Source organism: Polystyrenella longa (genome assembly GCF_007750395.1).
GTDB classification, from domain to species: domain Bacteria; phylum Planctomycetota; class Planctomycetia; order Planctomycetales; family Planctomycetaceae; genus Polystyrenella; species Polystyrenella longa.
In genome coordinates, this window is record NZ_CP036281.1 from 2,801,703 (window position 1) to 2,816,058 (window position 14,356).

The 14,356-nt window shown below is 50.7% G+C and carries 9 protein-coding genes and 1 tRNA gene; 7 read left to right on the plus strand and 3 right to left on the minus strand.

The window, feature by feature from the left end; translation table 11 throughout:
• Nucleotides 1-20 precede the first annotated feature (20 nt).
• A complete protein-coding gene (locus Pla110_RS10365; protein WP_144995702.1) occupies nt 21-881 on the minus strand; it encodes an NADP-dependent methylenetetrahydromethanopterin/methylenetetrahydrofolate dehydrogenase in 861 nt (286 codons plus the stop codon).
• Nucleotides 882-1,315: 434 nt separating this feature from the next.
• Nucleotides 1,316-1,389, minus strand: a tRNA-Val gene (locus Pla110_RS10370).
• Nucleotides 1,390-1,832: 443 nt separating this feature from the next.
• Here Pla110_RS10370 and thrS point away from each other — a divergent pair.
• The 6 genes from thrS to Pla110_RS10400 all read left to right on the plus strand — a co-directional run bounded on the left by thrS (nt 1,833) and on the right by Pla110_RS10400 (nt 11,523).
• Complete coding sequence (thrS, locus tag Pla110_RS10375) at nt 1,833-4,019, plus strand: threonine--tRNA ligase (protein WP_144995703.1); 2,187 nt, start codon at nt 1,833-1,835, stop codon at nt 4,017-4,019.
• 289 nt (nt 4,020-4,308) lie between these two features.
• Nucleotides 4,309-5,376 (plus strand): pseudouridine synthase, encoded by a 1,068-nt coding sequence (locus Pla110_RS10380; protein WP_144995704.1) that lies wholly within the window; start codon nt 4,309-4,311, stop codon nt 5,374-5,376.
• 148 nt (nt 5,377-5,524) lie between these two features.
• Entirely contained in the window at nt 5,525-6,391 is an 867-nt protein-coding gene (locus tag Pla110_RS10385) for a dihydroorotate dehydrogenase electron transfer subunit (RefSeq protein WP_144995705.1), read from the plus strand.
• 360 nt (nt 6,392-6,751) lie between these two features.
• Entirely contained in the window at nt 6,752-9,667 is a 2,916-nt protein-coding gene (locus tag Pla110_RS10390; RefSeq protein WP_197440643.1) for a PVC-type heme-binding CxxCH protein, read from the plus strand.
• Nucleotides 9,668-9,898: 231 nt separating this feature from the next.
• A complete protein-coding gene (locus Pla110_RS10395; protein ID WP_144995707.1) occupies nt 9,899-10,528 on the plus strand; it encodes a 3-keto-disaccharide hydrolase in 630 nt (209 codons plus the stop codon).
• Nucleotides 10,529-10,659: 131 nt separating this feature from the next.
• Nucleotides 10,660-11,523 (plus strand): sugar phosphate isomerase/epimerase family protein, encoded by an 864-nt coding sequence (locus tag Pla110_RS10400; RefSeq protein WP_144995708.1) that lies wholly within the window; start codon nt 10,660-10,662, stop codon nt 11,521-11,523.
• Nucleotides 11,524-11,553: 30 nt separating this feature from the next.
• Here the strand turns inward: Pla110_RS10400 and Pla110_RS10405 are convergent, their stop codons facing one another.
• Entirely contained in the window at nt 11,554-12,600 is a 1,047-nt protein-coding gene (locus tag Pla110_RS10405) for a sodium:calcium antiporter (protein ID WP_144995709.1), read from the minus strand.
• Nucleotides 12,601-13,000: 400 nt separating this feature from the next.
• Here Pla110_RS10405 and Pla110_RS10410 point away from each other — a divergent pair, with 400 nt between their 5' ends.
• Nucleotides 13,001-14,269 carry an ornithine cyclodeaminase gene (locus tag Pla110_RS10410; RefSeq protein ID WP_144995710.1) on the plus strand — a complete coding sequence of 423 codons (1,269 nt, stop codon included), beginning with the start codon at nt 13,001-13,003 and terminating at the stop codon, nt 14,267-14,269.
• Nucleotides 14,270-14,356: the final 87 nt, after the last annotated feature.

Below are 14,356 nucleotides of genomic sequence, written 5' to 3' on the forward strand. Positions count from 1 at the left end.
GCGTCTTTGACAGCCTACTTTTAGATTAGTTCCTGCCCCAGTTCATACAAGGTTTCTGTTTCGAGAACCTGAGAATTCGATTTGAAAAGTTGGCGGACGCCCGCTTTGTGAATTTTCATTTTCAGGCCTCCCACACCGATGGCACCATAGGTGATGATGTTGCCCTGCTCTTTGGCTTTCGACATCACGTCGATTCCACCGAGTCCTACAGGGGGGACAGCGTTCAGGTCGATGGCGACTTTAAGATTAGTCAGTGATATTAACTGCTCTTCGGATAGGAACTGCACTCCCGCAGCACCTGAAGCGAGCAGGAACTGAGAGTCATTAGCGATCGCGATGATTTCTTCTTCGTTTGAACAAGCAGCGGGTGTCACCTTCCCGTCGTAACCCATGTCGTTGATTTTCTTCGCTGCCATGGCCGCTTTCTCTTCTGAACGGGAAACGAGCGTCGCCTGGCCTCCGGATCGCGCTAATAACTGACAAGCACGATAACCAACGGGTCCGGTTCCTCCGAGCACTACCGATTTGGATTGAGAAAGATCCAGATGCTTACCCGCCGAAAGGACAGCCGCTGCTGCTGTTGTGACTGAGCCGTTTGGATCGAACATTAATGAGATCCGCATCGGTCCGAAAAATGTCTGTTGGACTTGAGAGAGTACTGCTTCTGCTGCGTCGCTGTTGCTCCCACCAAGGAAAATAGCTGTATTTTTCAGATCCTGTGGTCCCCGAGTGAAGATCGCTCCATGGACCAACGGAACGACGTTTTCGGGGGTGATGCCTCCATAGGAAAAAAGTTCATCAACATCGGCGTCCACGGCAACGACGCGATCAAAAGTACTGGCGAGGGAGTCCGTATCGAGTTGGATGAGGATTTTTTTCATAGGTTGATGAAGCAATTTAGCTATAGTCAGGTTGCGACGAGAGTCTGTGCAGAGTGCTTAAAGTATAATTAGAGTGAGAGAGGGTAAGGATTTGTTTTACCACTAAGACACTAAGGTTAAGACACTAAGGTCACAAAGAGTTAGATTGAAGAATGGCGATCATTTTAAGGAACCCCAATAGACGAACCGTTATTGGACTCACCGGGCAGCATACAAGTAACTGGGCGCATCGCTACGAAATCGCCAAACAATTCCCTGGATCCGAAGTGGAAGTCGGAGTGTTTTAGTATTCGATTATGAAATCTGCGGAAGATAATAGAGAGGTTCTGAAATAAACAGACGCAAAAAAACGGAGCAGACAGGCTGTGTCTACTCCGTTTGAAAGATCTAAGGATAAGTCACTTCAGCGAAAAAAACTGATAAACTGAAGTGAATGGGCGATACAAGATTCGAACTTGTGACCTCCACGATGTCAACGTGGCGCTCTAACCAACTGAGCTAATCGCCCCTCGGGTCGCAAATTCAAGGAATATTCCCCTGAACCTGTACCGGGTGTTTTGAATCAACATGGCAACTGGGAACGAGTTAACGAAACAAAGTTGCCAAGACAGAAACTTATTCGGTGAGAACTCTATCGTCAAGTCAAAACGGGATATTTCGTCTGGAAGTTGCTTGAACCCGAAGATCGGACAGATTGAGTTCAGGCTAAACAGGTTCTACCGATCAAGCCGTGGTTGACGGCTTCTCGGGGCGTCCGATATAAATCCATATCTAATAATGTGTTACAGGAGCTTCCGCCCTCAGGACAGGAGGTAGACGGAAATTCTCAGACTGGCGTCTCGCGGTCATCAATACATCGACCCAGAACTTCGGCTGATTCAGACTACTGTACACAATTACGTTTGCCTCTCGTATGGGTGAACTTACGCTAACATCGCAATAGGATGAGCCATGATTCAAGTCAAACTGCCAGATGGTACCGTCAAGGAGTATTCAGAAGAGAGTTCCGCCATGGACGTCGCCGAGTCGATCGGTTCTCGACTCGCACAGGCGGTCGCGGCTGCGGAGGTCGACGGGGATATCGTCGATGCGACTCGCCCTCTCAAAGAAGTCAGCAAGAATAGCAATGAAGTCAATCTGCGCCTGCTGACAAGCCGCGATGCGGAAGCACTCGCTGTGATGCGACATTCCTGTGCACACATCATGGCCCGGGCAGTCATGCGAGTTTATCCAAACGTGGGGCTCGCCTTTGGCCCTACTCTGGCGAATGGCTTTTACTACGATTTCGATATGGAAGAGACCATCAGCGAAGATGATTTCCCCCGTATTGAAGCCGAGATGAAAAAAATCATCAAAGAGTCGGAATCATTTGAGCGGTTTAATCTGAACCGAGATGAAGCGGTCGAGCTTTGTAAGGAACTGAATCAAGACCTCAAAGTCGAACACATCGAAACTGGATTAGGCGAACACGATACTGTCAGCTTTTATCGCCAGGGAGAATTTGTCGACCTCTGTCGTGGTCCTCATATTCCCAATGCAGGTCTGATTAAAGCTTTCAAATTACTGTCGGTTGCTGGTTCCTACTGGAAAGGCGACGCCGCAAATAAATCGCTGCAACGTTTGTATGGAACTGCCTGGTTCAGCAAACAGGATCTTAAAAGCTATCTGGAGCAGGTCGAGGAAGCCAAACGCCGTGACCACCGCGTTCTAGGACGAAAACTAGGGCTGTTCCAGATCAATCCGGATGTAGGACAAGGGCTCTGTCTCTGGTTGCCTAAGGGAGCAACGATCCGCTCTGTTCTGGAAGATTTCATCAAGAAAGAACTCGTCGAACGAGGATATCAACCTGTTTACTCTCCGCATATCGGTCGGGTGGAGTTGTACGAAACCTCGGGGCATTTCCCCTATTACCGCGACTCCCAGTTCAATCCTATTTTCGGACATGACGCCGGCCAGATGGTCGACGCCTGGATCCGAAAACTGCAGGAAGAAGAACTCTCCGGTAAGGAAGAAACCAAACTCCTCGAAGCTTCGCAGGTTCTGGGTTGCCGATTGAATGAATACAACCCTAAAGGCTCCGTCGAAGAAAAAGTGGCTGTGCTCCGATCCTGGGAGAAACAACAGGAACGCTACCTGTTGAAGCCGATGAACTGCCCGCATCACGTGCAAATGTATAAAGCTCAACCGCGTAGCTACAAAGAGTTGCCGGTTCGACTTGCGGAATTCGGTACTGTTTATCGTCACGAACAGTCAGGAGAGCTGAACGGAATGCTGCGTGTTCGGGGTTTAACTCAGGATGACGCGCATCTTTTCTGTATGCCTGAGCAGGTTGAAGGGGAATTTCGTGAGACCATCGAACTGGTACGGTTCGTATTAGACAGCGTCGGTCTCGACGATTACCGGGTTCAACTTTCCCTACGAGATCCTAACAGCGACAAATACGTCGGTAGTGAAGAAAACTGGCAGCAGGCCGAAACCGCACTTCGAAGAGTGTTAACGGAATCCGGCCTCGAATTCTCTGCTGAAGAAGGGGAAGCCGCATTTTACGGTCCGAAAGCCGACTTTATGGTGCGGGATTGCCTCGGTCGTGAGTGGCAGTTGGGGACCGTTCAACTGGACTACAACCTGCCCGAGCGATTCCAACTGGAGTACATCGGTTCCGATAACAAACGTCATCGTCCTGTGATGATTCACCGGGCGCCGTTCGGCTCGATGGAGCGATTCATCGGGATGTTGATCGAGCATTTCGCCGGTGCATTTCCGTTGTGGTTGGCTCCCGAGCAGATTCGAGTGCTGCCACTTAGTGAGAAAACCGAAGAATACGCGATAGATATTGCTAAAAAGCTCCAACGCGAGGGTTTTCGGGTGTCTACCGATTTGAACAGTGCGAAGGTGCAGGCTAAAATCCGTGATGCGCAGCTGGATCTGATTCCGTACATGATTATTGTCGGACCGAAAGAAGCGGAAGAAAACGGAGTCTCTCTGCGAGACCGTCTTGAAGGTGATCTGGGTACCATGCCCTTTGAGGAAGCTCTTGCCCGCCTGAAACAGGAAGTGGCCGAAAAAACGATTCGGCAGGTCGTCAAATCCTCCTTCGCTGGCCTTGAAAGCAACGAAGGTGTCGAGAACGAATACTAGAACTGATTCGCAGTTAACCATGGCTATTTAAGGACGCGGACCGTTCTTGATTAGGTGTCTCCAGATAGAACGGTGATGCTGCCAATACTCGCTATAGTTATTAGTGATGCGAGTCGAGCTTGTACTGGAACCCTCCGATGGGGCCTTCGCCCTTAATTTCACAGACTTTAGAACAGCCACTACCAGGTTTTAGTATGAGGATGTAGTCCTCATACTGAGTCTGTTTTGTTTTTCGCATAACGTGGTCACGTTCACACTTTATTTTCTTCTACATCAGAACTGATTACTCATGTCTTCCCCCGATGGCGAAAAAAAAATTCGATTACAGAAGTTTCTCGCCGCAGCCGGAGTCGGTTCCAGAAGGCGTTGTGAGGAACTCATTCTGAAGGGGCTCGTGTGCGTTGATGGCGAAGTTATCAATCACGCTGGAGCGATGGTCGATCCAGACCATCAGAAGATCGAAGTTGAAGGCGATTACCTCAAGAAGGAGCCAAAACGGTATTATCTGTTGCATAAACCGGCCGGCTATCTTTGCACCAGCAAGGACCCTGCGGGACGTCCATTGGCCATTGATTTAATCGACCGAGAGCACTATCGCCTTTTCACGGTAGGACGACTCGATGAAAACAGCGCGGGGCTTCTTCTCGTGACTAACGATGGTGAGCTGGCCAATCGCCTGGCACATCCCCGTTACGAAATTGCTCGCACCTACGAGGTTCAAGTCGCCGGTCGCCCAACTCCGGAGACGTTGGGATCCATCCGAAATGGATTGTGGTTCTCGGATGGGTTCTTCAAAGTCGCTCGTGTAAAACAGTTGAATCGTAGAGGTAACAGCACGTTTCTCCAGGTCGAGTTGCATGAGGGCAAGAACCGGGAAGTTCGTCGCTTGTTCGCCCGTGTTGGCCATAAAGTGATGCATCTGCAGCGAGTTCGATTTGGCCCTCTGAATCTTGGGCGATTAGGCCTAGGCAAATACCGGTCTCTCACGAAGACCGAGTTTGACGCTCTGATGGCTCTGCTGGAAAAACCAGTCGAAGGCCCCGAGAAGAAAACGGCTAGCGGAGCCCACCGTTCGGCTGCAAAGCGAAAAGGTCGTAAAACGGCGAAGAAGAGAAGCTCAACTTCCCGAACTCCTCGGCAGTCGACTCGCGGTGCAAGCCGGTCGGAAGAAGCGCCCCGAGGTACGAAAAAGAAACGGGGCTCTGTGAAATCGGGTGGAAAAAGAGGAGCCGTCAAAGCGGGGCGTAAAAAAGCGGCATTCAAATCGAAGCCGGTTAATAGGAAGGTCAAGTCAAAAGGGAAACCTCCTAAAGGGAAACCGGCCGCTGGAAAACCAAAACGAAACAAACGAAACTAGTTAATCAGGTACCTTCTACTTCCTGGAACTCATCCTGAAACACAGTTGTGGCTGAATAATCGCTTACAAAACGAGGACGAATTTGGCCCGCCAGAGGGGTTTCAGGATCGTTTCCAATTGAGCCCTCAACCGAAATCACGGACTTCTGATGGCAGATAACAATCTTGCAGGCCTTGTCACGACTTCCTGTCAGCAACGCGTGACAGTAGTCGAACAGGAACAACTGGCCCGGTCGACCTACCGAATTTGTTTACGATGCCCTGACATTGCTAAACAGATTGTTCCCGGTCAGTTCTTTATGATTCGAGTACCGGACAGCGCCGATCCGCTGCTGGGGCGGCCATTCGCGCTCTTCGATGTGTACGAAGAAAATGGAGAAGTGGTCGGGCTCGATTTTGGCTATGTCGTCGTCGGGAAAATCACAAATATCATGGCCGACTGGCAACCTGGCCAGGAAGTCGAAATCTGGGGACCTCTGGGGAATGGTTTCCCTGAACCTTCGGGTGGTTCCCTGATGATGATTGCCGGGGGAATTGGACAGACCCCCTTCCTCGCCACCGCGCGGGAAGCACTCGGACTGCATCAGTATCCCAATCGCAAGACGGATTCGCGACCAACAGATGTGACCCTCTGCTACGGTGCTCGCTCCAAAGAGTATCTGGCTGGACTTGAGCTGTTCGATCTGCCAGGTTTGAACTTGGAAATCACAACGGATGATGGTTCAGCAGGTCATCATGGCTTGGTGACTCAACTGTTGAAGAAGTCGATCGTTGAGGGCAACGCTCCCGATCGCGTCTACACCTGTGGCCCGGTGCCGATGATGAAAGCGGTACGCGATATCTGTCTGGAAGCCAATATTCCCAGTTGGCTTTCACTCGAGACGCCGATGGCCTGTGGTTTCGGCGCCTGTTTCAGCTGTGTGACGCGCGTTCGCATGCCTGATGGCGAATGGGATTACCACCGCACCTGCGTGGAAGGCCCCGTATTTCCGGGAGCCGCGCTGGAACTCGATTGATCCTACTCTCGATCCCGGGTAGCGACTACTATCAGCACGTGTTTATAATTTCGATAGAAAATCGTCGGAAGTGATCCGATATTCTTGAGAAATGTATTCACATTGGCTAGCTTTGATATGCGATAATAAGAATTCGTTTTCCCGATGTATTTGCACATCTGGAAAAGAACTCCATAGACAAACTCCTCTATCTGCTGCAATTTGCTTGCGACGCACTGAAAGGCGAAGTGCATGATTTCCCGTTGGACAACAGCGTACCGGTGGACGATACCCTTAATCTGTCTCTTTGTGATTAGCCAATTCTGTATACAGAGTTTGCTGGCTCAGAAAGTGCTTGAGGGCGAAAATCTCGAACGGGACATGAAACGCCTGCCTGCCGTCGAGCTGAGCGATGTGATGGAATCAATTGAAGTCCAGAAGGGGTTTTCACTCGAAATCGTCGCCGCTGAACCACTCGTTGCTGACCCGGTCGATGCCTGTTTTGACGCAGACGGTCAACTGTACGTCGCCGAGATGCGCGGATATCCGTTCTCACAATATCCAGTCAGCTATGATGAGTCTGGCCCCGGACGCCCTGATGTGGGTGTCGTCCGCCTGCTGCAGGACACGACTGGCGATGGCCTGATGGATAAAAGCCATATCTTCGCCAAGGATATCAGCTGGCCGACATCGGTCTGTGCGTTCGATGGTGGTGTGTTTGTAATCGCGCCTCCGAACTTGCACTACTTTAAAGATACCGATGGCGACTTCAAAGCGGATCATCATGAACTGATTGCAACAGGTTTCGACCGTAACAATGTTCAGGGATTGGCAAACAACTTGAAGTGGGGCCTCGACGGAAAAATCTACGGCGCTTCGGGTTCCAACGGCGGAACATTAACCCGCAACGGCAAAGAACTGTTTTCATTGCGTGGTCAGGATTTCCGTTTTGATCCCTGGACACTCGAATTCGAGCCCGTCAGCGGAGGTCGTCAATTTGGTCATTCGATGGATGACTGGGGAAACCGTTTTGAAGCGACCAACAGTAACCACATCATTCAAGTGGTTTATCCGTTGGAGTACCTGGAACGGAATCCGTATCTCGCCGTCTCTGGCACGATGAAATCCATCGCCAAAGAAGGTGCAGCCGCTACGGTCTATCGGATCAGCCCTCCCGAGCCCTGGCGTATCATTCGCACTAAACGACGTGCGTCCGATCCCAGCTTTGCGAAGCGTTTATCCGCGAACGAACTGGTTCCTATTGGGTTCTTTACTTCCGCGACTGGAGTCACGATCTATCGTGGAACAGCCTACCCGGAAGAATATCAAGGCAATGCATTCATCGGCGACGTCGGTGGAAACCTGATCCATCGCAAAACCTTGACCTTGGACGGAGCCGCTTTTCTTGCGGAACGAGCCGATCAAGATACGGAATTCATTCGCTCGCGTGATACCTGGTTCCGACCAGTTAACTTTGTGAATGCCCCCGATGGAACGTTGATGGTCCTCGATATGTATCGAGAAACGATTGAACACCCCTACTCGATTCCGGAAGATATTAAAAAGTATCTCTATCTGGAAAGTGGGCATGACCGCGGTCGTGTTTACCGCATCGTCTCACCGATGATGAAGCAGATTCAATTTCCACAACTTAAAGATGCGACGAGCGAACAACTGGTTGCGGAGCTTGAATCGCTCAACAGTTGGAACCGGGAAACGGCTCAGCGGCTGTTACTGGAACGAAAAGACTTATCCGTCGTACCCGCACTGGAGCAACTCTTTGAAACAACGAACGAACCCCTTGGTCGCCTCCATGCTTTATGGACTTTACGCGACCTCGGAGCTCTGAAACCGGAATTAATCGTCGCTGCCCTGTCCGATTCGGAGCCTTGGGTACGAGTCCATGCGTTGAAACTGGCTGATGCGGTTATCGACGAAAATAACGATGTGGCCTCAGCCGCGTTGAAACTCGTTGACGATCCCGCGTTCATCGTGCAATGGCAGTTAGCCTTCACGCTGGGGGAACTCAATTCCGACGAATCGGTTAAAGCGTTGATTAGCCTGGCCGCTAAATATCCCAAAGATGGCGATATGCGAGTGGCGATCCTGTCTTCGGTAAATCCGATTGCCGAACAAATGGCGATCTCGGTGACCAAGGATTATATCGAGAACAACCAGACGTCTCTCTCCGGTTATGTCGTCGAGTTAGCCCGAATTGTGGGTGCAAGAAATCAAGACGCAGAAGTTGATCACTTGCTCGACGTAGTTCTGAGTTATCAGGATAACCTGGCAGCTCAACGGCTCGTCATGTCTTCCCTGAATGAAGGACTTACCCGAAGCGGTGCCGGTTTGACAGCGTACCTGGTCTCGAATCGACCTGCCTCAGCAATCAAGCAGAAGGCTGAAAAACAGTTCGAACAGGCGGCAGAGATCGCCATGGACGAAGATGCCTCTGAGACGGAGCGAAGTAATGCCGTCGAGATGTTATCCTTCGCTGAATTTGAATTGGCGGCGGAAACATTGCCTGACTTGCTGGAAGCTCAAGTTCCTCGCAAACTGCAATTGGCCGCCATCGACGCATTGGCTGAACAAAACCAGAGTTCAGTCGGAGATATTCTGCTGGAGAATTGGAAAGGGTATTCGCCCGACGTACGTAATACCGTGATCGAAAAAATGCTGGCCCGGGCGGATCGAGTGCAAACATTACTTTCTGCTGTCGAATCTGGATCGGTAAAGCCGGCGGAGATTACTCAGGAACGGAAACAGCTTCTACAGAACCATCCCGATAAGAATATCAAAGCGAAATCGCTTAAGCTCTTCCAAGTGGCCAGTAGCGAAGAACTGGTTAAAGTCATTGCAGAGTATACGGCCGCATTGAGTGGGAAAACGGATCGTGAACGAGGACATCAAGTCTTCGTTAAAAATTGTGCCGTCTGTCACCAGGTCGGGTCAGAAGGTCATAAAGTCGGACCGGAACTGGCTTCCGTTAAGAACAAATCTGAGGAAGACTTACTCATTGCCATTCTGGATCCGAACCGGGAAACGCAGGCCAACTTCGTTTCATACACCGCCGTTTCCAACGACGGCAAGTTGTACAACGGCATTATCACCGCCGAATCGGCCGACAGCATCACTTTGCGACAATCGGAAGGGAAGGAAATTACGATTCTGCGGTCTAACATCGATGAACTTGTATCCAGCGGACTTTCCCTGATGCCACTCGGTATGGAGAAAAACATTACACCAGCCCAAATGGCAGACGTGGTTACCTTCATCAAGAAGATTGGTGAAAAATAATCATCGGTCAGGTTGCCTGGGTCTCCTTGTTTAGCTGCTTGCTCTTACTCGGCGGGTGGAGTACATTGGAACTTGCCCGCTGGTTCTAGTCCTGCCCGGTCTCCGTTGAGGAAGCTGGTTATCTGACTCGAACACAGCCTGTTTGACATTGATTTGGCCCGCCCTGTTTATTTGATAGTCCTGTCAGCCGCGGGCCTGTTCTTGAAATTAAAAACAACTGAGGAAATCCTGATGAAGCATTTGTTCTTGTCTTTGACTCTGGTACTCGCTGCAGTAGCAGGTGGTGTTGCAGAAGAGAAAGAAGAAGGTTGGATCAGCCTGTTTAATGGCAAAGATTTGAGTGGCTGGAAAGTCAGCGAAAACGGAACCTGGACAGTTGCAGACGGCATGATCAAAGCCCATGGTGACCGGACTCATCTGTTCACCGATCAGGAATTCAAAAACTTCGAATTCAAAGCCGAAGTGATGACGACCCCTGGTTCCAACAGCGGAATCTACTTCCATACCAAATACTGTGAAACCTGGCCGACCGAAGGTTACGAAACCCAAGTTAACGTCACTCACGGCGACCCCGTCAAAACGGGTAGTCTGTACAACGTCATCAAACTGTTTGATACCCCCGCCGAAGACAACAAATGGTGGACTCAGACCATCATCGTCAATGGGGACACCGTCACCGTCAAAGTCGATGACAAAGTTCTTTACACCTATGTCGAGCCAGCAGGTACTACTGGTGAATACAAAGCGGGAGACGTGATCGGCCATCGTAAAATCAGCCAGGGGAGCTTTGCCCTGCAGCAACACGACCCCAAAAGCGTGACCTACTTCCGCAATATTCGTGTTAAACCACTGGCAGACTAATTCTCCTTCAGTGAATGCGGATCGGTGCACTCGCACAACGAAACAGACCCGGCTCATAGAGAGTTCGGGTCTGTTTTTTTATAGTACGTTTGGATTCTTCCTGTTTCTCTCCTCGGTGGAAATCGATTCTCATGTATCTAGGTTACAACACGAACGGCCTCGCGTTTCATCATTGGCCTGACGCATCGATAGATTTGCTGGCTGAAGCGGGATACAAAGCGGTCGGTATCACGCTCGATCATCACTGCCTGAACCCATTCCAGGACGAGCGATCTCTCGCGGCGGAAATCGATGAAGTTCGTGAAAAACTGAGTGCTTGTGGAATGAAATCGGTGATTGAAACGGGAGCTCGATTTCTTTTAGATCCACGCAGTAAACACGAACCGACATTAATCACTCCCTCTGAGACGGGGCGCCAGCAGCGGATTGAGTTTCTCAAACGAGCTATCGATATTTCGGCTGAACTTGAGGCCGATGCGGTTTCGTTCTGGGCAGGCGTTCCTCGTGGGGAGGAAACCGATTTCGAACAGCGCTGGAAATGGCTTGTCGAAGGGTGCCGTAAGGTGACGGAGTATGCGGAGTCCAAAGCGGTCAAAATCGCGTTTGAGCCCGAGCCTGGGATGTTAGTCGAGAGCTTTGAACAGTTCCAGCAACTCAAAGATGCCGTTGATTCCCCTCTCTTCGGATTGACGGTGGATATTGGACACGTGCAATGCGTAGAACCAAGACCGATACCTGACTACCTGCGGGAATGGGGGCCACACGTCTTCAATATCCATATTGAGGACATGGTCCGCGGTGTGCACGATCACCTGAGGTTTGGTGAAGGTGAAATCGACTTTGTCTCTGTCTTGCAAGCGTTAGCCGAAGTCGACTACGCCGGCGGTCTCTATGTGGAACTCAGTCGCCACAGTCATATGGCTCCCGATGTCCTCGCGGAGTCGATTGATTTTCTGCAAGCCAAAGCAGAGAGTGCCGGCGTAGAACTCTCATAGGCTTGCTAACAGCGAGTATCTATCCTCAGCTTAATGAATTCCTCCGGGCAGGAAGATCATTGTCAGGGCATATAAAGCCAGTAGGATCACACCAAAACCGCGGGACAGTCTTTCGGGCGAGAAAAAGATACCCACGCGGAAGACGACCAGAATCAGCATCATGGCCGGAAATAGCAGAGTGTAGAACTTGGGACCGGCTGTCAGTCCCTGTTGAGTAACCGCAGCAGCGGCACCAGTCACGAATAAGACGTTGAGAATATCGGCACCGACAATATTTCCTACTGCCAGTTCTCCATGCCCCCTGCGGGCGGCAGTGACGGCGGTGACGAGTTCCGGCAGCGATGTTCCGAAGGCGACCAGTGAGGCACTGATGACGGCTTGAGGCACACCGATTCGCTCAGCGGCAACCTGTACCAGCGGGATCAAAAACTTGGACGTGGCGACGACAACGAAGATTCCGACGCACAGTTTCAGGATAACCTTCCAGAGTGGGGCAGAGGCGTCTTGTTCGAATTCTTCGAGCGTTGTGGTGCCGTCCCGTTCTTTCCGTGCCCAATAGGCAGACATCCATAAGTAAAGTGCCAGCAGACCGAGGAAAACGAAACCTACCCACTGTTTCATATTCCCCTGTGCATTACCGGCCATGATGTCGCCCCAACTGGAGCCCCAGGGCCAGCAGACCAATACCAACAGAAGCCCCGCCAGAAGTTGCAGCCAACCCTGACGATTGACAATCCGTTTAGGAAGCGGCAAGGGCGTAATGAGGCACGCGATTCCAAGGATCAGGCCAGTATCACAAATAATAGAACCGACGGCATTGCCCAGCGCCATATCAGGGTTACCCTCAATGGCCGCCAGAACTGAAACCGCCGTTTCGGGCATGGTCGTTCCGAGGCTGACCACAGTCGCCCCAATGACGATTTTCGGGATTTGAGCACGTTCTGACAGAACCACCGCCTCGTTTACAAGCGTATCGGCAGCCAGGCCCAACAGGAGCAGCAACCCCAGGATTGAAGGTACGAGGTAGTACCAGGGCCACGGGTTAATCAATTCGTAAAACAGGTGGTCGATGTCCATCAGAGGTCCGACTTTCGGGTGAATTTCAGGCGAAGTTTTTTATCGGAAAAGTATGAATTCAAACAACGGAGTATCGGCAGCAGAGTTCCACCGTCGAGGATTTAAAAAAGCGGATCCAGATGCGGAAATCAAGAAGTATTCGGTGGGATCTCACCCTCAGGTTAAAAAGGTGTATTACTTTCCCTCACTTCTTCTTTTCGTTCCGTAAAATTGCAGTGTAACGAATGTTTCAGAACAGAACGATCCAGCCTGCATGGGGGATCAATCGGTTCCTGCAGATTCCTGAATTTTCTGAAGAAAGTTCTGGTACAAATGTAGAGGAGACGTTCCATTGGGATGGTGGCCACCCACTTTATTTTGGCTCGTTATACATCACTCTGTTTTCCCTCGAAAGGTAATCATGCCTCACAATCAGGAAACGTCAGCGAATTCAGAAGACCCTGCGCCCCAGTTTTGGGAGAAGGTGACATTAGAGGGGCATATTATTGACAGTCTGTTGCTTCCGAAGGTTCTTGATCTGATTCTATCTATGAGAGGGTCGTTTGAATTTGAAGAAGTCGAGATCGGAAAGAAGCAACAGGACGACAGTTATGCCGTGATTAATGTGGGTGCTGACGATGCGTCGACGTTAAACGATATACTTCAGCAGATTGCTCAGCATGGGGCGCGGTTAGTCGATCAGGTCGATTGCAAACTGGAACCTGTTGATATGGCGGGGGTGCTTCCTGATGACTTCTATGCGACGACCAATATGGCGACCGAAATACGAATCGACGAGAACTGGATACCCGTAACCAGACAGGAAATGGATTGTGGGATTCGATATGAACCGAAAACAGGTGTGGCAGATTGTATTCCCATGTCGGATGTCGCAGTGGGAGAGCAGATCGTCGTTGGCCATCGTGGAGTCCGCATTCAACCGGAGCAGCGTCCTCGCAGTGGAAAAACGGACCTGTTCCAGTTCATGAACAGCACTGTATCCAGCGAGAAGCCGAAGCATGTGACCGTGAAAGAGATAGCGCGGGCGATGCGGGATGCAAAAGCAGGAAGCGGAAAGATTCTGGTGGTAGGTGGGCCCGCAGTGGTACACACGGGAAGTCGCCAGCACTTGAGTTATCTGATTCGTGAGGGATTTGTTGATGTGCTCTTTGCCGGGAATGCCCTGGCGACTCATGACATTGAACAGTCTTTCTTCAATACCAGTCTTGGTATTTCGATGGAGCATGGTGGATCAATCGAAGAAGGGCATGAGCACCACTTGCGTACAATCAATCGAATACGCCGTGCAGGCAGTATTCAACAGGCGGTTGATTCCGGGTTGCTGACCAATGGGATAATGTACGAATGCATTAAACGCCCGATTCCTTATTTGCTCGCTGGAAGTATTCGCGATGATGGCCCCCTGCCCGATGTGATCACGGATGCACTCGAAGCTCAACGGAGGATGCGGGAACTCGTGCAAGGAGTCTCCTTTGCACTGATGATCGCGACAACATTACATTCGATTGCAGTCGGGAACTTATTGCCTGCCTCGGTAAAAGTAGTCTGCGTTGATATCAACCCGGCGACGGTAACCAAACTCGCCGATCGAGGAACTTTCCAAACGGTTGGATTGGTGACCGATGTGGAGCCTTTCCTTCGTATTCTGAAACAGGAACTGAGGGAATAGGCAGAATGAATGTTTTGGGAGGGCAGGCATGAAGGCGGACTGGATAACTTTAAAAGAGGCGGTTTAGAACGACTTTTTCGATTAAAG